This window comes from Mycobacterium heidelbergense, from assembly GCF_010730745.1.
Classification (GTDB): domain Bacteria; phylum Actinomycetota; class Actinomycetes; order Mycobacteriales; family Mycobacteriaceae; genus Mycobacterium; species Mycobacterium heidelbergense.
Genome location: NZ_AP022615.1, coordinates 1019805 through 1042378, shown reverse-complemented (window position 1 = coordinate 1042378; position 22574 = coordinate 1019805). Strand labels below are relative to the sequence as shown.

General features: G+C 63.0%; 13 protein-coding genes and 3 pseudogenes. 2 read left to right on the top strand and 14 right to left on the bottom strand.

The genetic code is table 11. The features are described 5' to 3' along the window. Positions 1 to 27: 27 nt before the first annotated feature. Positions 28 to 867, bottom strand: a complete 840-nt coding sequence (locus tag G6N25_RS04910) for an alkaline phosphatase family protein (RefSeq protein WP_232065917.1) — start codon at positions 865 to 867, stop codon at positions 28 to 30. Between the two features lie 162 nt (positions 868 to 1029). Between G6N25_RS04910 and upp the strand changes: the two genes are divergently transcribed. Continuing rightward, the gene (gene upp, locus G6N25_RS04905; RefSeq protein WP_083076380.1) at positions 1030 to 1653 is read left to right on the top strand and encodes a uracil phosphoribosyltransferase; all 624 of its coding nucleotides are present in this window, start codon (positions 1030 to 1032) and stop codon (positions 1651 to 1653) included. Between the two features lie 37 nt (positions 1654 to 1690). On the opposite strand, the gene G6N25_RS04900 is transcribed toward upp, so the two are convergent. The 10 genes and pseudogenes from G6N25_RS04900 to G6N25_RS04855 form a co-directional block, all read right to left on the bottom strand. Further along, entirely contained in the window at positions 1691 to 2767 is a 1077-nt protein-coding gene (locus tag G6N25_RS04900; RefSeq protein ID WP_163672370.1) for an AAA family ATPase, read from the bottom strand. Between the two features lie 165 nt (positions 2768 to 2932). After that, entirely contained in the window at positions 2933 to 4210 is a 1278-nt protein-coding gene (locus G6N25_RS04895; protein ID WP_083077634.1) for a hypothetical protein, read from the bottom strand. Positions 4211 to 4263: 53 nt separating this feature from the next. Beyond that, positions 4264 to 4923: pseudogene (locus G6N25_RS24560) on the bottom strand (hypothetical protein); the annotation flags it as partial. Between the two features lie 1567 nt (positions 4924 to 6490). Beyond that, positions 6491 to 6772: a hypothetical protein gene (locus G6N25_RS04885; protein ID WP_142272910.1), complete on the bottom strand. Its 282-nt coding sequence runs from the start codon at positions 6770 to 6772 to the stop codon at positions 6491 to 6493. A gap of 20 nt (positions 6773 to 6792) precedes the next feature. Then, positions 6793 to 7869 carry an AAA family ATPase gene (locus G6N25_RS04880; RefSeq protein ID WP_163672366.1) on the bottom strand — a complete coding sequence of 359 codons (1077 nt, stop codon included), beginning with the start codon at positions 7867 to 7869 and terminating at the stop codon, positions 6793 to 6795. 165 nt (positions 7870 to 8034) lie between these two features. Beyond that, positions 8035 to 9225, bottom strand: coding sequence for a hypothetical protein (locus G6N25_RS04875; protein WP_142272906.1), 1191 nt, complete (start codon positions 9223 to 9225; stop codon positions 8035 to 8037). Positions 9226 to 9363: 138 nt separating this feature from the next. Continuing rightward, positions 9364 to 9789, bottom strand: a pseudogene (locus tag G6N25_RS24555) (PE family protein); the annotation flags it as partial. Between the two features lie 2141 nt (positions 9790 to 11930). Continuing rightward, a complete protein-coding gene (locus tag G6N25_RS04865; protein ID WP_163672363.1) occupies positions 11931 to 12998 on the bottom strand; it encodes an AAA family ATPase in 1068 nt (355 codons plus the stop codon). A 170-nt stretch (positions 12999 to 13168) separates the two neighbouring features. Further along, positions 13169 to 14476, bottom strand: coding sequence for a hypothetical protein (locus G6N25_RS04860; protein ID WP_083073256.1), 1308 nt, complete (start codon positions 14474 to 14476; stop codon positions 13169 to 13171). Between the two features lie 196 nt (positions 14477 to 14672). After that, positions 14673 to 16070, bottom strand: coding sequence for a PGRS repeat-containing protein (locus G6N25_RS04855; protein ID WP_083073255.1), 1398 nt, complete (start codon positions 16068 to 16070; stop codon positions 14673 to 14675). Positions 16071 to 16309: 239 nt separating this feature from the next. Between G6N25_RS04855 and G6N25_RS04850 the strand changes: the two genes are divergently transcribed. Beyond that, the gene (locus tag G6N25_RS04850; RefSeq protein WP_232065700.1) at positions 16310 to 17224 is read left to right on the top strand and encodes a tyrosine-type recombinase/integrase; all 915 of its coding nucleotides are present in this window, start codon (positions 16310 to 16312) and stop codon (positions 17222 to 17224) included. A gap of 736 nt (positions 17225 to 17960) precedes the next feature. Here the strand turns inward: G6N25_RS04850 and G6N25_RS04845 are convergent. The 3 genes and pseudogenes from G6N25_RS04845 to G6N25_RS24550 all read right to left on the bottom strand — a co-directional run. Further along, complete coding sequence (locus G6N25_RS04845) at positions 17961 to 19031, bottom strand: AAA family ATPase (protein WP_083073254.1); 1071 nt, start codon at positions 19029 to 19031, stop codon at positions 17961 to 17963. Positions 19032 to 19195: 164 nt separating this feature from the next. Next, positions 19196 to 20542 (bottom strand): hypothetical protein, encoded by a 1347-nt coding sequence (locus G6N25_RS04840; protein WP_083073253.1) that lies wholly within the window; start codon positions 20540 to 20542, stop codon positions 19196 to 19198. Between the two features lie 291 nt (positions 20543 to 20833). Then, positions 20834 to 21319 (bottom strand): annotated as a pseudogene (locus G6N25_RS24550) (PE family protein); the annotation flags it as partial. Positions 21320 to 22574 lie beyond the last annotated feature (1255 nt).

The following is a 22574-nucleotide window of genomic DNA, read 5'->3' as shown; positions in this document are numbered from 1 at the left end:
GGGCGCGGCTGCCCGGCCCGGTAGCCGCTACGGGCTCCAGATGGTGGCGATCGGCGCGGCGTTCACCGCGTTACCCGTCTTGGGCAGCCCGTACATCTGTTCCAGGGTGGAAAGCACGCTGTAGTGGCTGATCTGCTCGTTGTAGGTACCGGGCTGCACATGCGCGCCGTAGATCACCGTCGGGATCTGGTTGCGACTGCTGCTGCTGTCGTCCTCGTCCCAGGTAACGATGAGCAGGCTGTTGTTGGCCACCGCCCAGTTGGCGTACCCCGATAGCTGGCGGTTCAGCCAGGCGTCACCCGCGGCGATCGAACCGTCGTGCATGTTGTTCTCGTTGTTGGGAATGACGAACGCGACGGTCGGCAGGTTGGCGTAGTTTCCCATCGGAAATGCGGAGAACGGCAACGAGTTTGCCGCTGGGACGTTGGTGAAGTTGGCCCACGGGACATGCTTGCGCGCGTACTTGCCCGCGCTGCAAACGGGCGAGCCGACCGCGGGCAGGTCTTCGGCATAGCCGATGAATGTATAGCCGGCGGCGAGTAATTCGGAACCCAAATTGGGTACGGCGCCGCCATTGACCGGGCACACGTCCTTGGTCACTCCAAATGTGTTGCCGGCAAAGAGCGCCAAGTAGTTCGGCTCGCTGGGGTGTGCTTCGGCGAACGACTGGGCCATGTTCGCGCCGTGGGCGGCCAGCGCATTGATGAAGGGCGTCGACTTGCTGCCGATGATGTTGCCCTCGGAACGGTTCTCCTCCACCACGATGACCACGTGCGCGGGCCGGGGGAGCGCGGCCGCCGAGAGATCTACCCGGGAGGTCAATGGGAAGCCCGGCGTCGCACACAGCGCCGCCAGAATCAGCAAAATACTCCCCACCCGCAGAGCCCGATACCCCTTGGCCACGAGCCTTCCCGGATCCACAATGCTGGCAAGCACTCGGGGAGTATATGAGTGGGATTACGGCGCGGACGGGACGCGCGCGAGCGTGTCAGCACAGCTAAGCCCGATCGTTATATAGGGTCAATTTTCGTGGATGTGCGCGTCATCGACCACCCGCTGGTCGCCGGTCGGTTGACCACGCTTCGCGATGAACGCACGGACAATGCCGCTTTTCGGGCCGCGCTGCGCGACCTGACGGCGATGCTGGTTTACGAGGCCACCCGCGACGCGGGGCGCGAGACATTTCCGATCCGCACTCCGCTGGCCGAGACGCTCGGCGTGCGGCTGGCCAACCCGCCCCTGCTGGTGCCTGTGTTACGTGCCGGACTGGGCATGCTCGACCAGGCGCTCGCGCTGCTACCAGAGGCCAGGGTCGGATTCGTCGGCGTCGCCCGCGATGAGGAAACCCACCAGGCGAGCGGCTATCTGGAGTCGTTGCCCGACGACTTGACCGAGCTGCCGGTGATGGTGCTAGAGCCCATGCTGGCCACCGGCGGGTCGATGAAGCACACCGTGGGTCTGCTGCACCGCCGCGGCGCGACGGACATCACTGTGCTGTGTGCGGTGGCCGTACCGGAGGGCATTGCGGCGCTGGAAAAGGCGGCGCCGAACGCGCGACTGTTCACGGCCGCCATCGACGACGGGCTCAACGAAATCACCTATATCGTGCCGGGTCTCGGCGATGCGGGCGATCGTCAATACGGGCCCCGCTAATGGTCCATAGCGATGCCGGCGGGTGTCGGCATGTCGGTTAGGCCGTCACGGGTGGGTGGGTTGCGGTGAGGGCGCGTTGCATGTCGGTGGTGTTGGCGTGAAGGGCACTGGGGTTGGTGTGGAGGAGGTGTTCGAGGTCGCGGCGGTGGGGTGCGAGTTTGTGGAGTCGGCGTAGTCGTGCGCGTTGGCAGGTGTGGATGACGTCACATGCGTAGTGGGTGTTGCCGGCGGCGTCGAGCAGTGTGCCGTGGCCGTGGGGGATGGATCGCAGTCGGGTTGCTTCGGTGTGGAGTAGTTCCCATGCGGTGTCTTCGATGGTCAGGTTTTCTTTGCGGGCGAGGCGGTGCCCGAGGGTGACGATGTCGTTGGGGGTGGGGCTGGTGAAGGCCACGGTGTGGGGGAAGCGGCCGGCCAGCCCGGCATGGGTGGTGAGGAAGTTCTGCATGGGGGTGGGGTGGCCGGCGAGGATGACCACTAGCTCGCCGCGGTAATCCGCCACGCACGCCTGCAGGGCGGCGATCACGTCCCCACCGAGAGAGGGGTTGTCGGTGTGGGGGGCTAGTTGGTGGGCTTCGTCGAGGAACAACACTCCGCCGCGGGCGTCGTCGCACACGGTTTTCATCCTGGCCGCGCTGTGTGAGGGGTCATCCGCGGTGATGTCGTGGGCGGTGATTTCGGTGATTTCTGGGTGGGTGATTGTGCCGAGTCCGAACAGCACTTCGGCGATGACTCGGGCGAATGTTTTTTTCGCTGTGCCTGGTGCGCCGAGAAACACCATGTGGCTTTCCCGGCAGGACGTCACCGCGCCACCATGCTCAACACCATCATGGTGGTGGTCGTTTTGTAGGGCGGTGCGCCACATCGTGAAGTGGTCTTTGGCTTCGGCTAGACCGATCAGTTCATCGACCCGTGCTTGCGCCCACTCCAGCACCTCCTGACGCTCACGACCCAGGACAGCATCCGCGCCCGTGTCGCGACTGGTGTTGGTGGTGACGACACGGCATCTGGGCTCCACAAGAACCGGGCGTGTCCGTGGGATGAGCCAGATACCGGTAGCGCCCAGGACCTCGTCGGTGGTGTCTTCTTCATCCCACTCTCGCCAGCCCACAGACATCAGTGACTGCCTGTCATGCCCGCTGGCGGTGAGGGATTAGCGCCACACCACCGCACGCGCTCCGCCCACCGGATCATCGAGGTACCTCCCACACCCGGGCGTATGCCGGCGACCGCTGATCGGGTCGCCGGCATACACCACAGCCACAACAACAGAGGAGGGGGCTTACAGCGCCGACAGGATGTGCAGCGCCATCTTGGACAGGTCGACCGACAGTGTTGTCGCCAACGACCCCGCCAGATTCGCCCCCAACGATGAACCCAGCGACCCCGCGACCTCTGCGGCCAACGACGGACCCAGCGACGCCGCGATATTGGTCACCGCCGCCGGATCAAACGCCTTGAGCACACCAGCCGACAAACCAGGCAAGGCACTCGCTGCCGGGGCCAGGGCCGCGAGGTTGCCCACGTTAACGGCGGCGGCCGCCGCACCGGGGTTGGCGAAAAGATATTGCAACAAATTCACCGCATTGTCGACGATGGTCTGCGGGGTGGGAAAGCCAGTCGTCACCAGGTTCAGCAGCTGTCCCAACGCATACGACAGGCTCCCACCGGCCATGATGTTTTGGGCGTTGGGAGCAACGATCTGCTTCGCGAGCCCCTGGGTGCTCGTTATCCCGATTACACCGACCAGGCCGTTAATTACATTGGCGCCGCCGTCGCTCAGCACGCCACTTACGTAGGTCCCGTCTGGCCGCAGAAGACCATTGAGGAACGCGTTGGTCACTGCGCCGGGGATATCAATCGTGTTGATCAAACCCCCCACCGGATCACCGGCGGCGAATGAATTGTAGACATTTTGAAGGCTTGTGCCCAGCACCGTGTTGAAGGCGTAGGTTGGGATGTCAATCGTCGCTACCGACCCGACGTTGGTCAGAGCGGTGACTGTCAAGTACTTACTCGCATTCGCAAGGTTCTGTGTGATTGGGTTGAAGATTGACGGGATCGTTTGCAGTGGGTGGAGGATGGATACTATAGGAGTGCCGTAAAAAGCGTCGTACAGGTCTGTAACGGCACCGGTGATATTGCCTTGTGTCGCGCTGATAATTGCCGATTGCAGGCCCGGTACGAAAGAGCTCTTAGCGGTCCCGAGGTAGAAGTTGGTGGCGGCCTTTGAGGCCAGCGTATACGGGTTCACATACTGCATTCCGTACTGCAAAAAGTTGGCGGCCACCTGCTGTGCCACCGGGAAGGGGTGCTGTGCATATTGCGCGATAAGGGACTGGATGTTGATGCCCGCCGCCTCGAATGTGGTGATCCAGGTCTGGATGGGGTTGGCGACGGTATCGGTCAGCTCTACAGCGTGCTGTTCGACAGCCGCAACGCCGTGCTGGAGGTCGGGGGTGAGATCGGTGGCTGCCGTTGGCGTCAGGGCGATCATGCTGGCGCTCATCGCCGCGACTCCCGCGGCGACGAGGGGCCGGAGGGCTGCTAGCTGTTGCATGGGCTTAGTTCCTTTGCTGTCTGAGGTCGAGTTGTTCGTGAATTAATGGAGTATTAGCTCGGGCTGCCAGCCACACCAGGTTGGCCGAGGATTCCGGTAAGGCCCCCTGCGCCGGGACGGTTGAAGAAAAGCCCGGCACCTCCATTGCCACCGTTGCCGCCGTTGCCAGCCAGCAGCCCACCAAGGCCACCGTTGCCGCCAAAGCTGCCGTAGTAGCCGGCGCCGCCGGCGCCCCCTATACCACCGTTACCGACCAGCCAGGCGGAATTGCCGCCATTACCACCGTTGAAACCGCCTTGGCCTTCGTACGCGAGGGCCGTGCCGCCGGCGCCTCCCTTGCCCCCGTTACCGAATATCAAGCCAGCGTTGCCGCCGGCGCCACCACTTCCGGCATAACCGCCGACGCCGCTGGCAGCACCACCCACGCCACCGGCGCCGCCGTGACCCATCAGCAAGCCGCCGACACCGCCCGCGCCACCGTAACCACCGGCGGAGACACCCGAGAAACCGGCGCCGCCGGCGCCGCCGTTGCCGATCAGTCCGGCGGCACCGCCGGGAAGACCTGTGGGATTTGCGGCGGTTCCGGCCGCGCCTGCACCGCCGTTGCCGAACAAGAACCCGCCGCTTTGCAGGTTGCCGAAGAGTCCGGTTTGGCCGAGCAGCGTGGTGTTTTGGCCGGTGAATCCGTTGACGCCGTTGCCGATGAGGTCGCGTCCGAACAGGTAGAGGAAGGGTGCGTTGATGACTCCGTCTAGTTGTTGGCCGGTGGGGCTGGCTATCCAGGTTTGGCCGGCGGTGTAGATCGTGTTGTAGACGTTGCTGAAGCCGCCGTACACGAGGTTGTTCAGTTGAACGTTTCCGGCAGGGTTAGCTGCGGCAGCGCTGAGCCCTCCACCGCTGAGGGCGGCGGCGGCACTGGCATGCAGGCCTTCGAGGGCGGCGCTGACGCTGTTGACGTTGAGGGCAGCGGCGGCGCTGGCATGCATACTCTCTAGGGCGGTGTTGAGTCCGCCGGGGTTGAAGGCGGCAGCACTGGCGTTGAGTGTGTTGGTGAGGCCTTGGAGGGCGCCCGTTTGCAGGCCTGCGAGTGCTCCCGCGCCGATACCGTTGATCGCGGTGGTGCCCGCGGTCGCGGCGGTGCTGGCGGCCCCTATCACGGGTTGGATGATGGGGTTGATGATCATGTCCAGCACCCCGGCCTGCGCTGGAGGCGCGGCGGCTACCGGGGCCATGGTGGCGGTCAGGAACGCACCCGCGGCCGTGCTGAGGCCGACGACACGGCCACGGTTCGCCTTCGCGTTGCGGCGGTTCCGCCTCATGCTGTGCTGCTTACGCTTCATTGGAGCGCCTTCCTGTCATGACCGATAAAACGAGTCGGAGCCGTGTTTAAAGCTGGGGGCTGGCGGTTTTCGTTCTGGATTCACAGTGTGTTTTGGATAACGACACGCTGAACATACCTAAGAATTACGTCGAGGAAACCGCGCAATAAAATGGGTAATGAGCTGCGGTGATAGGAAATTGGCAGCAAAAGAATCCGCCTAAATAGCTCCGAAAATTATTGGCCTTTCGAAAATGCTTGCCGGCGCTGTCGCACCCACGGCTGGGTGTCACCCACCTCGTTGCCCTCACGAGATGGGGGGCATCGTCGAGTATCGATCCGGTGGCAGTGCGGCCGTGTTGGCGGTCACCCGCCGGGGCTCGCGGCGCGGGAAGTAAACGTCGCCATCGGGGTGGGGGCTCGCGACTTGGAGGCCCGGTAGGCAGGTGTGGCTGGGCCGGCGAGGTGTGGCGATCTCGTTGGCGGTGACGAAGGCACTTCTCGGCGATCGTCGTCGATCACAACGTAATTAGGGTTCTTGCCCTGTTGTCCAGGTGAGCGGCGGCCCGCTTATCGGCGTTCTCCATTGGCTGGCGTGGGCACTGGATGCCCGTCTTCGCGGTGGCCGGTACAGCGTGGATGACGCGGGAATTGACGGTGGTGGTTATCGCGGGGCTGGGTCCGGGTGGCTGGTGTTGTTCGGGGTGTCTAGCGCACGGTGACCTGGGTCGCGTCCGTCGGGGGATCGCGAAGGCTGGGGTGATCCCGGCTTTTTCTCAGGTTTGTGTTGAGGGGGGAGGACTACCACGACGTGTCGGAGACACACTTCCGAAGTGCACCACAGCAAACCAGATAATTCACTATATGTCATGTCAAACAGCCTTATGGCAATGAACGTAGCTATCGTGAGTGGAGAGCGGGTGCGGGTCCCACTTGTTACCGGCAGGTACTTTCAAACTGAACTATCGGAGTGGTGAATCTATGTTGCTGATATATGAAGGATCGGTTTCTACCAGCAGATATTCGAGTTCATGGAGATTGCTGTGCTGTGTGTTCTTGAAGTGATCGGCAAATGTCTGTCGAAAGTTCTGCGGACTCAGGTTCTTCTTAGGTATGTCCAGCTCGTCGGCCGGTAAGGACCGGCACTCCCCTGGTCGCTGTGGCGGCATAGCAGACAGGACGAGGAACCCCAGTCCGTCCGCAATGGTCCATAGCAATGCCAGCGGCCGGTTGAAGTCGTCCATGGCTGCGGGCAGTCGTTGGTTTAGGCCATCACGGCTGGGTGTGTTGCGGTGAGGGCGCGTTGCATGTCGGTGGTGTTGGCGTGGAGGGCGCCGGGGTTGGTGTGGAGGAGGTGTTCGAGGTCGCGGCGGTGGGGTGCGAGTTTGTGGAGTCGGCGTAGTCGTGTGCGTTGGCAGGTGTGGATGACGTCACATGCGTAGTGGGTGTTGCCGGCGGCGTCGAGCAGTGTGCCGTGGCCGTGGGGGATGGATCGCAGTCGGGTTGCTTCGGTGCGCAGTAGTTCCCATGCGGTGTCTTCGATGGTCAGGTTTTCTTTGCGGGCGAGGCGGTGCCCGAGGGTGACGATGTCGTTGGGGGTGGGGCTGGTGAAGGCCACGGTGTGGGGGAAGCGGCCGGCCAGCCCGGCATGGGTGGTGAGGAAGTTCTGCATGGGGGTGGGGTGGCCGGCGAGGATGACCACCAGCTCGCCGGGGTAATCCGCGACGTAGGTTTGCAGGGTGGTGAGCGCGTCCCCACCGAGAGAGGGGTTGTCGGTGTGGGGGGCTAGTTGGTGGGCTTCGTCGAGGAACAGCACCCCACCGCGGGCGTCGTCGCACACAGTTTTCATCCTGGCCGCGCTGTGTGAAGGATCATCCCTAGTGATGTCGTGGGCGGTGATCTCGGTGACCTCCGGGCGGGTGATTACACCGAACCCGAACAGCACTTCGGCGATCACTCGGGCGAACGTTTTTTTCGCTGTGCCTGGTGCGCCGAGGAACACCATGTGGTTTTCCCGGCAGGAGGTCACCGCGCCACCATGCTCAACACGATGATGGTGGGGGTTGTTTTGTAGGGCGGTGCGCCATGTCGTGAAGTGTTCTTTGGCTTCGGCTAGACCGATCAATTCCTCGATGCGTGCTTGGGCCCACTCCAGGACTTCCTGAGACTCCGCGGCCAGCCCAACTCCCGTGCGCGCGTCGCGACTGATGCTGGTGGTGACGATCCGGCATCTGGGCTCCACGAGCACCGGGGGTGTTCGTGGGATCAGCCAGATACCGGTAGCGCCCAGGACCTCGTCGGTGGTGTCTTCGTCATCCCACTCTCGCCAGCTCACAGACATCAGCAACCACCGGACATGCCCGCTGGCAGTGAGGGATTAGCGCCCCACCACCACCCGGACGCCACCAACCAGGTCATCGAGGTACCTCCCACGCCCCGGTGGTGTGCCGGCGACCGTTGATCGGGTCGCCGGCACACACCGCAGCCACAACAACAGGAGGGGCTGCTACAGCGCCGACAGGATGTGCAGCGCCGCCTTGGAGAGGTCGACCGACAGTGTTGTCGCCAACGACCCCGCCAGATTCGCCCCCAGCGACCCTGCGACTTCTGCGGCCAACGACGGACCCAACGACGCAGCAATATTGGTCACCGCCGCCGGATCAAACGCCTTGAGCACACCAGCCGACAAACCAGGCAAGGCACTCGCTGCCGGGGCCAGGGCTGCGAAGTTGCCCACGTTAACAGCGCCGGCGGCCGCCCCACTTGGGTTGGCGAAAAGATATTGCAACAAATTCACCGCATTGTTGACGATGGTCTGCGGGGTGGGAAAGCCCGTCGTCACCAGGTTCAGCAGCTGCCCCAACGCATACGACAGGCTGCCGCCGGTCATGATGTTCTGGGCCTTGGGAGCGACGATCTTCTGCGCAAGCCCCTGGGCGGTGGTTATTCCAATTGCCTTAACAAGGCCATATTGTCCAGCACTAAGCAGGCCTTCACTGTAGGTGCCGTTTGCTTGCGGAAGACCGTTGAGGAATGTGTTTGTCAATGCGCCGGGGATATCGACCGCATTGATCAATCCTCCCACCGGATCTCCGGCCGCGAATGAGTTGTAAACATTTTGCAGGCTCGTGCCGAGCGTCTGCTCCAACGATTGGGGAAGATTAATCGTAACTACTGCACCGACATTCTGTAGAGCGGTGGTTGTCAGGTAACTACTCGTGTTCGCGAGATTCTGCGTAATGGGGTTAAGGATCTGCGGAATCGTTTCGAGTGGCGCTCCGAAGTCGAGTATCGGTTTTCCGAACACGGCGTTGTACACGTCGAGCACTGCGGTCGAGATCTGGCCCGCCGACGCCGCCACCGCCGCGGCTTGCAGGAGCGGCACGAGATCGTTCGTGCCAGTCCCGAGGAAGAAATTGACAGCGCTGTTTGCGACCTGCGTGTATGGCGTCACGTACTGGACTCCGTATTGTAAAAAGTTGGCGGCCATCTGCTGCGGTACTGGGAAGGGGTGCTGTGCATATTGCGCGGCGAGTGACTGGAGGTTGATGCCGGCCGCCTCGAACGTGTTGATCCAGGTTTGGATGGGGTTGGCGACGTAATCGGTCAGCTCTACCGCGCGCTGCTGGATAGTGGCAGCGCTGTGCTGCAGGTCGGATGCGATGTCGTTGGAGATCGCTGGGGTTAGGGCGATCACGCTGGCACCTATCGCCGCGGCGCCCGCGGTGACGAGAGGCCGAAGGGCTGCTAGCTGTTGCATGAGCTGAGTTCCTTTACTGGTCTATGAACCGGATGTCTGAAAACGCGATCTGTGGAATTAGCTGGTGGGCTTGATTCCAGCCGCACCCTTCGCGCCGAGGATCCCCGCGAGACCACCAACACCACCGCGCCCGCCGTAGCCGGCGTAACTGCCGAAACCGCCATTGCCGCCGGCACCGCCGTTGCCGGCCAGCAGCCCGCTGAAACCACCGCTACCGCCGCTACCCCCGTATGGACCGGCAGCGCCGGCGCCGCCCGCACCGCCGTGTCCGACCAGCCAGGCGGCATTACCGCCGGCACCACCGGTGCCGGCGCTGGCATAGGGGGCGCCGGCGCCTACGCCGCCGCCGGCACCGCCGGCACCTCCATTGCCGAACAGCAAACCACCGGAGCCGCCAGCACCTCCAGTGGCGGCATCGAAGTAGCCAGCGGTGAGAGCACCGCCGGCACCACCGGCGCCGCCGTTGCCCATCAGCAAGCCACCGGCACCGCCGGCACCACCATTGCTAGTGGGAACCCCGGCTTTGCCAGGGAAACCGACGCCGCCGTTGCCGCCGTTGCCGATCAGTCCGGCGGCCCCGCCGGTAAACCCGAGAGGATGTGCGGCGGTTCCGGCGGCGCCGGTTCCGCCGTTGCCGAAGAGGAATCCGCCGCTTTGCAGGTTGCCGAAGAGCCCGGTCTGGCCTATCAGCGTGGTGTTGGGGCCGGTGAAGTTGTTGACGCCATTGCCGATCAGGTCGCGTCCGAACAAGTAGAGGAACGGCGCGTTGAGTACCCCGTCCACTTGTTGGCCGGTGGGGCTGGCAATCCACGATTGGCCGGCCGTGTAGATCATGTTGTAGACGTTGCTGAAGCCGCCATATACGAGGTTGTTGAGCTGAACGTTCCCCGCAGAATTAGCCGCAGCGGCACTGAGCCCTCCACCGCTGAGGGCAGCGGCGGCGCTGGCATGCAGGCTTTCTAGGGCGGTGGTGAGTCCGCCGGGGTTGAAGGCGGCGGCGCTGGCGTTAAGGCTGTTGGTGATGCTGGCCAGGGCGGCCGAATGCACACCCTGGAAGGCCGCCGCGCTCGCGTTGAGGCTGTTGGTAATGCCTTGGAGGGCACCGGTGTGAAGGCCCGCGAGTGCGCCCGCGCCGATACCGTTGATCGCGGTGGTACCCGCGGCGGCGGCCGTGCCGACGGCGCCCATCACGGGTTGGATGATCGGGTTGATGATCAGGTCGAGCACCCCGGCCTGAGCCGGGGGTGCGGCGGCTATCGGAGTCATGGTGGCGGTCAGGAATGCGCCGGCGGCGGTACCCAGGCCGACGACACGGCCACGGCTCGCCGCCTTCGCGTTGCGGCGGTCTCGCCTCATGTTGTGCTGTTTACGCTTCATCTGCGCGCCTTCCTGTCATGACCGATAAAACGAGGTGTCCGAGCCCGTACTTGAGAAAAAACCAGGTACTGGCCGTTGTTGATCTGGTTCACCCTGTGTTTCTGGCTGGTAACAGAGGTGAACATACCTATGAATTACGTCGAGAAAATCGCGCAATACACTGGGCAATTGGTTGTGGTGAGAGGAAATTGGCAGCAAAAGAATCCGTCTAAATAGCCCCGAAAATTATTGGCCTTTCGAAAATGCTTGCGGGCGCTGACATGCCTCAGGTTTGGTGGTATTTCTGCTCGTTGCCCTCACGAGATGGGGGTGGCATCGTCGAGTATCGACCCGGCGGCTGTGTGGCTGTGTTGGCGGTTACATGCCGAGGCTCGTGGCGCGGTAAGGGAACGTCGCCATCGGGGTGGGGGCCGCGATCGGGAGGGTCTGGGAGGCGGGTGCGGCCGGGCCGGCGGGCCAGCGAGGTGTGGGAGTCTCGTCGGTGTTGATGAAGACGTTTCTCGGCGATCGTCTTTGAGGGCAGCGTAATTAGGGGGTCTTGCCCTGTTGCCCGGGTGAGTGGGCGGCCCGCTTCTCGGTGTCCCCTACTGGCCGGCGTGGGTAGTGGGTGTCTTGTCTTCGTGTGGGCCGGTGCAGTGTGGATGACGCGGGAATCGAGGGCGATGGCCACCGCGGGCTGGCCGGGGTGACGGGTGTTGTTGGAGGGGTCTACCTAGACGACAACACGGGTCGGGTCGGGCAGAGGAATCGCGACGGCTGAGGGTGATCCTGAGAAAAAGTAAGTTTGGCTCCCGGTGGCATCGGGTTAGGACGATGTGTCGGATGCATACTGGCGAAGCCAGCAACAGCAAACTCAGTAATGCGCTGTACTCCGTGCCAAAAAGCCTAATGGTAATGGGTGCAGCTATCGTGAGTGGGGGGTGGGTACGGGCCGGGCTTGTTACCGGCAGGTACTTTCAAACTGAACTATCGCAATGTCGGAAAGATGTTGCTGATGTGTGCAGCAACAGCGACACTAACAGTGTTTTTACAACTTTTTGAGGATTGCTGGACGGTGTGTTTCCGAAGTGATCGGCAAATGTGCATCGAAAACCCTGCGGACTCAGGTTCTTCATAGGTACGTACAGTTCGCCGGCCCGGTAAGGACCGGCACTCTCCTGGCCGCTGTGACGGCATACCAGGCTGTGACGATGACCCCCCAGTCCGTCCGCAATGGTCACTAGCGATACCGGCGGGGGTCCTCTATGGCCGCGGGCAGTCGTTGGTTAGGTGGTCACGGCTGGGTGTGTTGCGGTGAGGGCGCGTTGCATGTCGGTGGTGTTGGCGTGGAGGGCACTGGGGTTGGTGTGGAGGAGGTGTTCGAGGTCGCGGCGGTGGGGTGCGAGTCGGTGTAGTCGGCGTAGTCGTGCACGCCGACACGTCAGAATCACGTCACATGCGTAGTGGGCGTTGCCGGCGACGTCGAGCAGCGTGCCGTGGCCGTAGGGGATCGACCGCAACCGGGCCGCTTCGGTGTGGAGTAGTTCCCATGCCGTGTCTTCGACGTGGAGGTTTTCCTTGCCGGCTAAGCGGTGCCCGAGAGCCACGATGTCGTCGGGGGTGGGGCTGGTGAAAGCCACGGTGTGGGGGAATCGACCGGCCAGCCCCGCATGAGCCGTCAAGAACTCCCGCATGGGGGTGGGGTGGCCGGCGAGAATGACGACCAGCTCGCCGCGGTAATCCGCCACGCACGCCTGCAGGGCGGCGATCACATCCCCACCCCAGGAGAGGCTTTCGGTGTGGGGGACCAACTGGTGGGCGTCGTCGAGGAACAACACCCCACCACGCGCGTCGTCGCACACGGTTTTCATTCTGGCGGCGCTGTGTGAAGGATCGTCTACCACGATGTCGTGGGCGGTGATCTCGGTGACTTGTGGGCGGGTGAGGGTGCCTAACCCGAATAGCACTTCAGCGATGATTCGGGCGAACGTTTTTTTGGCTGTGCCCGGTGCGCCGAGGAACACCATGTGGTTTTCTCGGCAGGAGGTCACTGCGCCACCGTGCTCGACACGGTGGTTGTTTTGTAGGGCGGTGCGCCATGTCGTGAAGTGTTCTTTGGCCTCGGCTAGACCGATCAGTTCGTCGATGCGTGCTTGGGCCCACTCCAGCACCTCCTGACACTCCGCGGCCAGGACAGCATCCGCGCGCGCGTCGCGACCGGTGCTGATGGTGACGTTTCGGCATCTGGGCTCCGCGAGCACTGGGCGTGTTCGTGGGATGAGCCAGATACCGGTAGCGCCCAGGACCTCGTCGGTGGTGTCTTCGTCATCCCACTCTCGCCAGCCCACAGACATCAGTGACTGCCTGTCATACCCGCTGGTGGTACGGGGTTAGCGCCACACCACCACCCGGGCGCCACCCACCAGATCCCGGTCATCGTGATACCTCCCACACCCGGGCGTATGCCGGCGACCGCTGATCGGGCCGCCGGCACACCACCGCAGCAACAACGAAATGGTGGGGCTTACAGCGCCGACAGGATGTGCAGCGCAACCTTGGAGAGGTCGACCGACAGGGTTGTCGCCAACGACCCCGCCAGATTCGCCCCCAATGATCCCGCGACCTCCGCCGCCAACGACGGACCCAACGACCCCGCAATATTGGTCACTGCCGCCGGATCAAACGCCTTCAACACACCAGCCGACAAACCAGGCAAACCACCCGACAGACCAGCCATGGCACTACTGGCCGCCGGCGCCAAAGCCGCAAAGCCACTTCCATTCGCCGCCGCGGCGGGTGCGCCACCGATGTCCTCGAGGACATAGCGAAAGACGCCAAGAATGCCATCGAAAAGACTCTGCACGGTAGGCCAGCTCGTGGTCGCCGGGTTCCAAAAGTTCAGCGTGTTCACAAAGTTCCCGAACGCCGTCGCGATACTTCCGCCCTGCACAATGTTCTGGGCATTCGGAGCAACCATATCGGCTGCAAATATCTGGGGCCCCCCGGATGTGAGCAGTTGCACTAGCCCGTTAGTGCCCCCAGGAGCGGCGCTGAAGATGCCTTCGCTATACCCATCGAACCCATTATATGTGCCGTTGAGAACCAAGTTGGCTATTTCGCCTGGAATGTCAATAGCGTTGATCACGGCGCCCAATTGATCACCGGCCGTGAACGAGTCATACACGGCTTGAAGGCCATTTCCCAGCGCGGTCGAGAAATTGCCCGGTATACCAAAGACAGTTTGAAGAACGAAAGCCGGTACACCTGTTTCTGCCATGCTGTTAGAAAAGTTTGTCGCATTCTGGAGAATGTAGCCAGGGAGATTCAGAAGTGGAAATAGCTTATATCCTATATTCGTGATCGGAAGGTTCCACACCGTATTGTATAATTGAGTGACGCCTTTCGCGATCTGGCCTGACATCAGTTCGGTTCCTGCTAGCTCGAGACCTGGTACAAAATAGGCGGAGCTACCAGTGTTCAGGAATTGGGCATCAGCGGCGATGGCGGCGTTTTGGAATGCCGACACATAATCGACTCCGTACTGCAGAAAGTTAGCCGCGAGCTGCTGCGATAAGGCGAACGGCACCGCCTGAAACTGCGCCCACAGCGCCTGCAGATTGATCCCCAACGTACTGAAGGTGTCGACCCAGGTCTGGATCGGGTTGGCGACGGTGTCGGCGAGTTCTATAGCGTGGTGCTGAATAATCACCGTGCTGCGCTGGGCGTCCGCTGCGAGGTCGTTAGCGACCGTCGGTGTCAAAGCGATTAGGCTGGCGCCTATTGCGGCGGCGCCTGCGATTACGAGGGGCCGGCTGGCTGCGAGCTGTTGCATGCGTATCGTTCCTTTGCTGTCCGTGGTCTGGCTGTTCGTAGACTGGTGTCGCGTGTTGTTGATGGATTTAGGTTTGATTTTGCGAGGGGTTCGTCTGGGGTCTTAGTCCAGCTGAACGGCTTGGCGCGTTCGTTGTAGGTTCGGTTTCGAGGTCTGTGACATCGATGAACGCGCCACGGCTAATGGCTATCCCCGGCTAGCCGTGTGCGCCTGCTTGGCCGTTTGCACCGGGTGCGCCTTCCTGGCCGAGCAGCCCAGTGATTCCGCCAGGAGTGCCGCTACTCACGAAGCGACCGGCGGTACCGCCCGCAGCACCGGTACCGCCTGCACCGCCGTTGCCGCCGATACCACCGTCGCCACCGTCGCCTGCGAGGATCCCGCCGTTGCCACCCAGGTAGGCGAAACCGGCGCGGCCACCTGCCTTGCCAGCCGCGGCGCCAGCCCCGCCGTTTCCTCCAACCCCAGCGTCGCCGCCGTTGCCGACGAGTATCGCGCTGTTACCGCCGACGCCGCCGTTACCGCCTGCACCGCCGACGTTAGTGCTACTGGTACCACCGAGGCCGCCGTTACCGCCGGCGCCCCCGTTGCCGAAGAGCCAGCCACCGCTGCCACCATTGCCGGCGGCAGCACCGTTGTACACAGTGATGGAGCTGCTGACGCCGCCGCTACCGCCGAAGCCGCCGGCACCGCCGTTGCCCATCAGAAAGCCGCCGCTACCCCCGTTAGCGCCGAGGGCAGCAGTGCCACCGCCGGCAAAGCCGGATCCGCCGGCGCCGCCGTTGCCAATTAACCCCGCGGAGCCGCCTGCAGTGCCGGCGAGGTGAGCGGCGGTACCGTTCAAGCCTGCTCCGCCGTTGCCGAACAGGAACCCGCCGTCGTGGAGGGTGCCGTTGAGCCCGAGACTGCCTATCAGCGAGGTGTTGGGGCCGGTGAAGCCGTCGACGCCGTTGCCGATCAGGTCGCGCCCGAACAGGTAGAGGAAGGGGGCGTTGATGACTCCGTCGATTTGTTGGCCGGTGGGGCTGGTGATCCAGGTTTGGCCGGCGGTGTAGATCGTGTTGTAGACGTTGCTGAAGCCGCCGTACACGAGGTTGTTCAGTTGAACGTTCCCGGCAGAATTAGCCGCCGCAGCACTGAGCCCCCCGCCGCTAAAGGCAGCGGCGGCACTGGCATGCAGGCCTTCCAGGGCGGTGTTGAGTCCGCCGGTGTTGAAGGCGGCAGCGCTGGCGTTGAGGGTGTTGGTGATGCTGGCTAGGGCGGCCGAATGCATACCTTGGAAGGCTGCTGCGCTGGCGTTGAGGCTGTTGGTGAGGCTCTCGAGGGCTGCGGTGTGTAGGCCCGCGAGCGCACCTGCACCGATACCGTTCATCGCGGTGGCGGCGGTGCCGGCGGCGCCCATGATGGGTTGGATGATCGGGTTGATGATCATGTCCAGCACCCCAGCCTCGGCTGGAGGTGCGGCGACTACCGGGGCCATGGTGGCGGTCAGGAACGCGCCGGCCGCGGTGCCGAGGCCGACGACACGGCCGCGACGAGCCGCCTTGGCGTTGCGTGAGCGGTGGTCTCGTCTCGTGTTGTGCTGTTTACGCTTCATTGGGGCGCCTTCCTGTCGTGACCGGTAGAGCGATGTGTCAGAGCCGTACGTAGAGAAGAAATCGGGTGCTGGCGACTTTCGTTCTGGGTTCGCAGTGTGCTTTTGGTTAGTGACAGGCTGAACATACTTAAGAATTATGTTGAGGAATTTGTGCAATTAAATGGGTGATTAGCTGCGGTGATAGGAATGGGCAGCAAAAAGCTTGCGCAAAGTAACCCCAAAATTATTATCATTCTGAAATGCTTGACGGTGCCGCCACCCCCCAGGATTTGGCGGCGTTTCTGCCCAGTTGGCACGTGGCGATGCAGGCCGACCGTAAAGCGCTCTACACCATCGATTCCTATCTGCGGGGTGCGCGCTACTACCTCGCCTGGTGCGCGGCCGAATCCGAGGTACATCCCTTCACCCGGGCTGCTCTGCAGCGTTGGATCGCTCATCTGCTGGATTCCGGTGCCGAACCGGCGACCGCACGCATCCGCCAGCAGGCCGTGCGCCGCTTCGCCGCGTGGCTGGCCAATGAACAGGAAATTGATCATGATCCTTTCCTGGGTCTCAAGCCACCCAAGCTCGATTTGAAGGTGGTGGAACGGCTGACCGATGAGGAGTTGCGGTTGATGCTCAAGGCGTGCGCCGGCAAAGAACTCCACGATCGCCGTGATGAGGCCTGCCTGCGGCTGTTGGTGGAGACCGGGATGCGTGCCGGTGAGCTCTTGGCGTTGTCCGTGTATGACGTCGATCTCGTCACCGGCGTGGTCACCATCCGTAAAGGCAAGGGCGGCAGGGGTCGTTACGTCCCGTTCCAAACACAGACCGGCGCGGTCATCGACCGCTACCTGCGGGTGCGCCAACGTCACCCGCTTCGTGACACACCGGCGTTGTGGCTGACAGAAACCGGGGGCCGGGCTCAGCTGGGCTACACCGGTCTGCGGATCGCGCTGCTGGGCCGCGCCACCGCTGTGGGTATCGAGGGTTTTTATATCCACCGGCTCAGACATACCTTCGCCAGCCGCTATCTCTCCCACGGCGGTACCGAAGGCTCGCTGATGCAGGTCGCGGGCTGGCGTACCCGCCAGATGGTCGACCGCTACAGCAGTGACACCGCCGCTGAGCGCGCCCTCACCGAAACCCGACGCCTCAAACTCGGCGACCTCTAAACCCCCAGCCCGCCGGGTCACGCCGTCACGCGGGCGCCGACCTTGGGGTCGTTCAAACTGCTGCCCTGCAAGTGCAATCGGTGGTGTCGTTCGAGGTGTCTCCCTGGACGACGACCCGGGTCACGCCAAATCAGGGAATCGCGAAGATTAGAGTAATTTCGCTTTTTCTCAGGTTTGTGCCAATGGCCTAGGGCCATCGCTACCTGTCGGGTACACGCTTTCGACGTGGCTACAGCAAACTCGACAATTCGTTATATTCCTTGTCAGACGACCCTATTGCACAGGGTGGAGCTATCGTGAGTGGGCGGCGGGTGCGCGTTTGGCTTGTTACTGGTAGGTACTTTCACACTGAACTATCACAGTACCGGACAAGGGTTGCTATCATCTATAGAAACGTTAGCTACCAGCTGATTTATGACTTCATATCGATTGCTGTGCTGTGGGTTTCTGAAGTGATCGGTCAATGTGTGTCGAAAATGCTGCGGACTCAGGTTCTTCTTAAGTACGTTTAGCTCCCCGACCGGACCGGTAAAGACCAGCCCTCACCACGACGCACCCGGCCCTCCCAAATCGAACAACGTTGAACGACGCGACAGGCGGCCCGCCACCGGACCGGACCGCCAACCCGCCACCAGCCTCGCAATGGGGAAGGGGACAACGCTTGTCGGGTCTGGTTGTCGACGGTGCTGGTGTCCCCTGGGTTTCGGCATTGTGGGATGAGCGTCGATACGCCGTTTCATATTCCTGTGGGTGGGTGTGTTGCGGTGAGGGCGCGTTGCATGTCGGTGGTGTTGACGTGGAGGACACCGGGGTTGGTGTGGAGGAGGTGTTCGAGGTCGCGGCGGTGGGGTGCGAGTTTGTGGAGTCGGCGTAGTCGTGTGCGTTGGCAGGTGTGGATGACGTCGTGGGTGTAGTGGGCGTTGCCGGCGACATCGAGCAGTGTGCCGTGGCCGTGGGGGATGGACTGCAGTCGGGCCGCTTCGGTGCGCAGTAGTTCCCATGCCGTGTCTTCGATGGTCAGGTTTTCTTTGCTGGCGAGGCGGTGCCCGAGAGCGACGATGTCGTTGGGGGTGGGGCTGGCGAAGGTCACGGTGTGGGGGAAGCGGCCGGCCAGCCCGGCATGGGTGGTGAGGAAGTTCTGCATGGGGGTGGGGTGGCCGGCCAGGATGACCACCAGCTCGCCGGGGTAATCCGCGACGTAGGTTTGCAGGGCGGCGATCACATCCCCACCAAAAGAGGGGCTTTCAGTGTTGGGGGCCAGTCGGTGGGCCTCGTCGAGGAACAACACCCCACCACGCGCGTCGTCGCACACAGTTTTCATCCTGGCCGCGCTGCGCGAAGGATCGTCTGCCACGATGTCGTGGGCGGTGATCTCGGTGACCTCCGGGCGGGTGAGGGTGCCGATTCCGAACAGCACTTCAGTGATCACTCGGGCGAACGTTTTTTTCGCTGTGCCCGGCGCACCGAGGAACACCATGTGGTTTTCCCGGCAGGACGTCACCGCGCCGCCGTGCTCAAGACGATGGTGGTTGTTTTGTAGGGCGGTGCGCCACATCGCGAAGCGCTCTTTGGCCTCGGCCAAACCGATCAGCTCATCGACCCGTGCCTGCGCCCACTCCAGCACCTCCCGACGCTCGCGAGCCAGCCCAACTCCCGCGCGCGCCTCCCGACCGGTGTTGGTGGTGACGTTTCGGCATCTGGGCTCCACGACTAGCGCGGGTGTTCGTGGGATGAGCCAGATACCGGTAGCACCCAACACCTCACCGGCGGTGTCTTCGTCATCCCACTCTCGCCAGTGAACAGACATCAACGACCACCGGTCATATCCGCTGGCGGTGAGGGATTAGCGCCACACCACCACACACGCGCCACCCACCGGATCATCGAGGTACCTCCCACACCCCGGTGGTATGCCGGCGACCGCTGATCGGGTCGCCGGCATACGGCCACAGCCACAACAACAGGAGGGGCTTACAACGCCGACAAGATGTGCAACGCCACCCTGGACAGATCCACCGACAGCGTTGTCGCCAACGACCCCGCCAGATTCGCCCCCAACGATCCCGCGGCCAACGACGGGCCCAGCGACGCCGCGATATTGGTCACCGCCGCCGGATCAAACGCCTTGAGCACACCAGCCGACAAACCAGGCAAACCAGCCGATAGGCCCGCCATGGCACTACTGGCCGCCGGGGCCAAGGCCGCGAAGCCGCTTCCATTCGCCGCCGACGCTGCGCCGGTGAGACCGCCCACGCCGAAGTACGTCTGGACGAGATTAACTGTGTTATCGACCCATTGCTGAGGAGTTGGCCAACCGGTGGCCAGTTGAGTCAACAATGTCTGGAACGTCGTGGCGAGACTGCCGCCGTCTGTGATGTTAGTCGCACCGGGAGCCACGATGTCCGACGCTAAGAAGCGGGGGAAGAGATTCACCAACAAAGAAACCAAACCGGTGCCACCGGCGAATCCCGACACCTTAGGAGTAAGGATGCCTGTTATGCCACTACCATTACCACCGGCAATACCGTTGAGCAGAGCGTTTGTTACCGCGCCCGGAGTATTGAGCAAGTTGAGCGCCCCATCGAGCACGTTCCCGGCAGCGAACGCGTCGTAAGCAGCCTGAAGGCTACCACCGAGCGAGACGTTAAGATCGCCCGCAAACGGAAAGAGCACAAACGCGCCAAGCCCGACGATGAGGCTCGATATAGAGCTGGGGTCGCTGCTCGGAGTGGACAATGCGTCATAGGTAGCACTAGCGAGATTCCGGGTGAGGTATATCGGAATGTTCAAGATATTCTCGAGCGGTTGGAGAATGAGTTCGATTGGTTGGAAGGCCAAGGCGGCGGTCAGATTCGCAACCGCATCGTTGATGTCACCCGACCCGATCTCAGTGATTGCAGTTGTCACAAGTGGCCAAAAATGTCCGACGGTGGTCACGGTCACGGGGGCGTTACCGGTGAAGAAGTTGAGAGCACCATTGGCCGCTCCTTGGTACGAGCCGACGTAGAGGCTCGCGTATTGCATCCAGTTCGCGGCCAGCTGTTGCGAGAGCAGTGCAGGACCCTGGGCCACCCAGTCGCTGTAAAGCGTCTGTAGGTTGGCGGCCGAGTTCGTAAAGACGCCGATCCAGGTTTGGATCGGGTTGACGGCGTAATCGGTACTGGCGAGTTCGACCGCGCGCTGCTGGATGGCGGCTGCGCTGTGCTGCAGGTCGGCGGCGAGATCGTTGGAGACCGCCGGTGTCAGGGCGATCAGGCTGGCACCTACTGCCGCGGCGCCCGCGGTGACGAGGGGCCGAAGGGCTGTGAGCTGTTGCATGCGCTTTATTCCTTTGCTGTCTGTGGTCTGGGTATTCGTGGGCGTGCAGAGGCCATTCCGCCCAAGGGGCTATAAGCCGGGCGCCCCGTTGGCGCCTGCCATACCGGACTGGCCGAGGAGCCCGGCGAAGCCGGCGGCACCACCCCGCCCGCCGCTGTAGCTGTAGCCGGGGGTGGCGTTGCCGCCGTTGCCGCCGTTGCCGCCGTTGCCGGCTAACAGCCCACCCAGACCGGCGTTGCCACCGGATCTGCCAGAAAGGTAAAAGCCATTGCCGTAGATGTTGTTCGGGGCTGAACCACCGGAGCCGCCGTTGCCGACCAGCTGGGCGGCGTTCCCACCAGCGCCACCGGTGCCGCCGTAACCGCCGGCGGGGTTGGTAGCGCCACCAGCACCGCCAGCGCCGCCGTTGCCGAACAGCCAGCCGGCGTTCCCACCGGGGCCCCCGGCACCGGAGCGGCCGCCCCCCGGGGGGACCCCGGCCATGCCGCCGGCGCCGCCGGCGCCGCCATTGCCCATCAGGAAGCCGCCGGCACCGCCGGCGCCGCCGGCACCACCGAGACCGTTGGTAGGGCTGAATCCGGCGCCGCCAACACCACCGTTGCCGATCAGCCCGGCGGCACCGCCAGCACCACCATTCAAATTACTGGCAGTGCCGGCCGCGCCGGCCCCGCCGTTGCCGAACAAGAACCCGCCGTCGTGGAGGTTGCCGACAGGCAGCCATGTCCCGAATGGGGAGGTGTTGGTGATGGGGGCTCCGCCGACGCCGTTGCCGATGAGGTCGCGTCCGAACAGGTAGAGGAAGGGGGCGTTGATGACTCCGTCGATTTGTTGGCCGGTGGGGCTGGTGATCCAGGTTTGGCCGGCGGTGTAGATCGTGGTGTAGACGTTGCTGAAGCCGCCGTACACGAGGTTGTTCAGTTGAACGTTTCCGGCAGGGTTAGCCGCGGCGGCGCTGAGCCCCCAGCCGCTAAAGGCAGCGGCGGCACTGGCATGCAGGCCTTCGAGGGCGGCGCTGACGCTGCTGACGTTGAGGGCAGCCGCTGCGCTGGCATGCATACTCTCCAGGGCCGCGTTCAGTCCGCCGGTGTTGAAGGCGGCAGCACTGGCGGTGAGGCTGTTGGTGATGCTGGCTAGGGCGGCCGAATGCACACCTTGGAAGGCCGCCGGGCTCGCGTTGAGGCTGTTGGTGAGGCCTTGGAGGGCGCCTGTTTGCAGGCCTGCGAGCGCTCCCGCACCGATACCGTTGATCGCGGTGGTGCCCGCGGCGGCAGCGGTGCTGGTAGCGCCGATGATGGGTTGGATGATCGGGTTGATGATCATGTCGAGCACCCCGGCCTGGGCGGGCGGCGCAACCATCGGGGTCATGGTGGCGGTCAGGAATGCGCCGGCCGCGGTGCCTAAGCCGACCACACGGCCACGGCTGGCCTTCGCGTTGCGGCGGTCCCGCCTCATGCTGTGCTGCTTACGCTTCATCTGAGCGCCTTCCTGTCATGACCGATAAAACGAGTCGGAGCCGTGCTTAAAGCTGGAGGCTGGTGACTTTCGATCTGGATTCACAGTGTGTTGTGGATAACGACACGCTGAACATACCTAGGAATTACATCGAGGAAACCGCGCAATAAAATGGGTAATAAGCTGCGGTGATAGGAAATTGGCAGCAAAAAATCCACTCAAAATAACCCTAAAATTATTGGCCTTTTGGAATGCTTGCGGGTGCTGCCACACCCAGGATTTGGTGGCATTTCCGCCCCGTTGCCCTCACGGGATTGGGGGCATCGTCGAATATCGAACCGACGGCAGTGCGGCCGTGTTGACGATCACCCGCCGAGGCTCGCGACGCGGGAAGCAAACGTCGCCATCGGGGCGGGGCCGCGACCTGGAGGGTCTGGTAGGCGGGTGCGGCCGGGCCAGCGGGGTGTGGCGATCTCGTCGGCGTCGACGAAGATGCTTCTTGGCGATCGTCGTCGATCACAACGTATTTAGGGTCCTTGCCCTGTTGCCCAGGTGAGCGGTGGCCCGCTTATCGGCATCC

Excerpts from the sequence above, each read along its gene's own strand:
- G6N25_RS04860 (WP_083073256.1), bottom strand. The coding sequence starts at position 14,476 with ATGCAACAGCTCGCAGCCAGCCGGCCCCTCGTAATCGCAGGCGCCGCC.
- G6N25_RS04850 (WP_232065700.1), top strand. The coding sequence starts at position 16,310 with ATGCTTGACGGTGCCGCCACCCCCCAGGATTTGGCGGCGTTTCTGCCC.
- G6N25_RS04895 (WP_083077634.1), bottom strand. The coding sequence starts at position 4,210 with ATGCAACAGCTAGCAGCCCTCCGGCCCCTCGTCGCCGCGGGAGTCGCG.
- G6N25_RS04865 (WP_163672363.1), bottom strand. The coding sequence starts at position 12,998 with ATGTCTGTGGGCTGGCGAGAGTGGGATGACGAAGACACCACCGACGAG.
- G6N25_RS04845 (WP_083073254.1), bottom strand. The coding sequence starts at position 19,031 with ATGTCTGTTCACTGGCGAGAGTGGGATGACGAAGACACCGCCGGTGAG.
- G6N25_RS04855 (WP_083073255.1), bottom strand. The coding sequence starts at position 16,070 with ATGAAGCGTAAACAGCACAACACGAGACGAGACCACCGCTCACGCAAC.
- G6N25_RS04900 (WP_163672370.1), bottom strand. The coding sequence starts at position 2,767 with ATGTCTGTGGGCTGGCGAGAGTGGGATGAAGAAGACACCACCGACGAG.
- G6N25_RS04840 (WP_083073253.1), bottom strand. The coding sequence starts at position 20,542 with ATGCAACAGCTCACAGCCCTTCGGCCCCTCGTCACCGCGGGCGCCGCG.
- G6N25_RS04880 (WP_163672366.1), bottom strand. The coding sequence starts at position 7,869 with ATGTCTGTGAGCTGGCGAGAGTGGGATGACGAAGACACCACCGACGAG.
- G6N25_RS04885 (WP_142272910.1), bottom strand. The coding sequence starts at position 6,772 with ATGGACGACTTCAACCGGCCGCTGGCATTGCTATGGACCATTGCGGAC.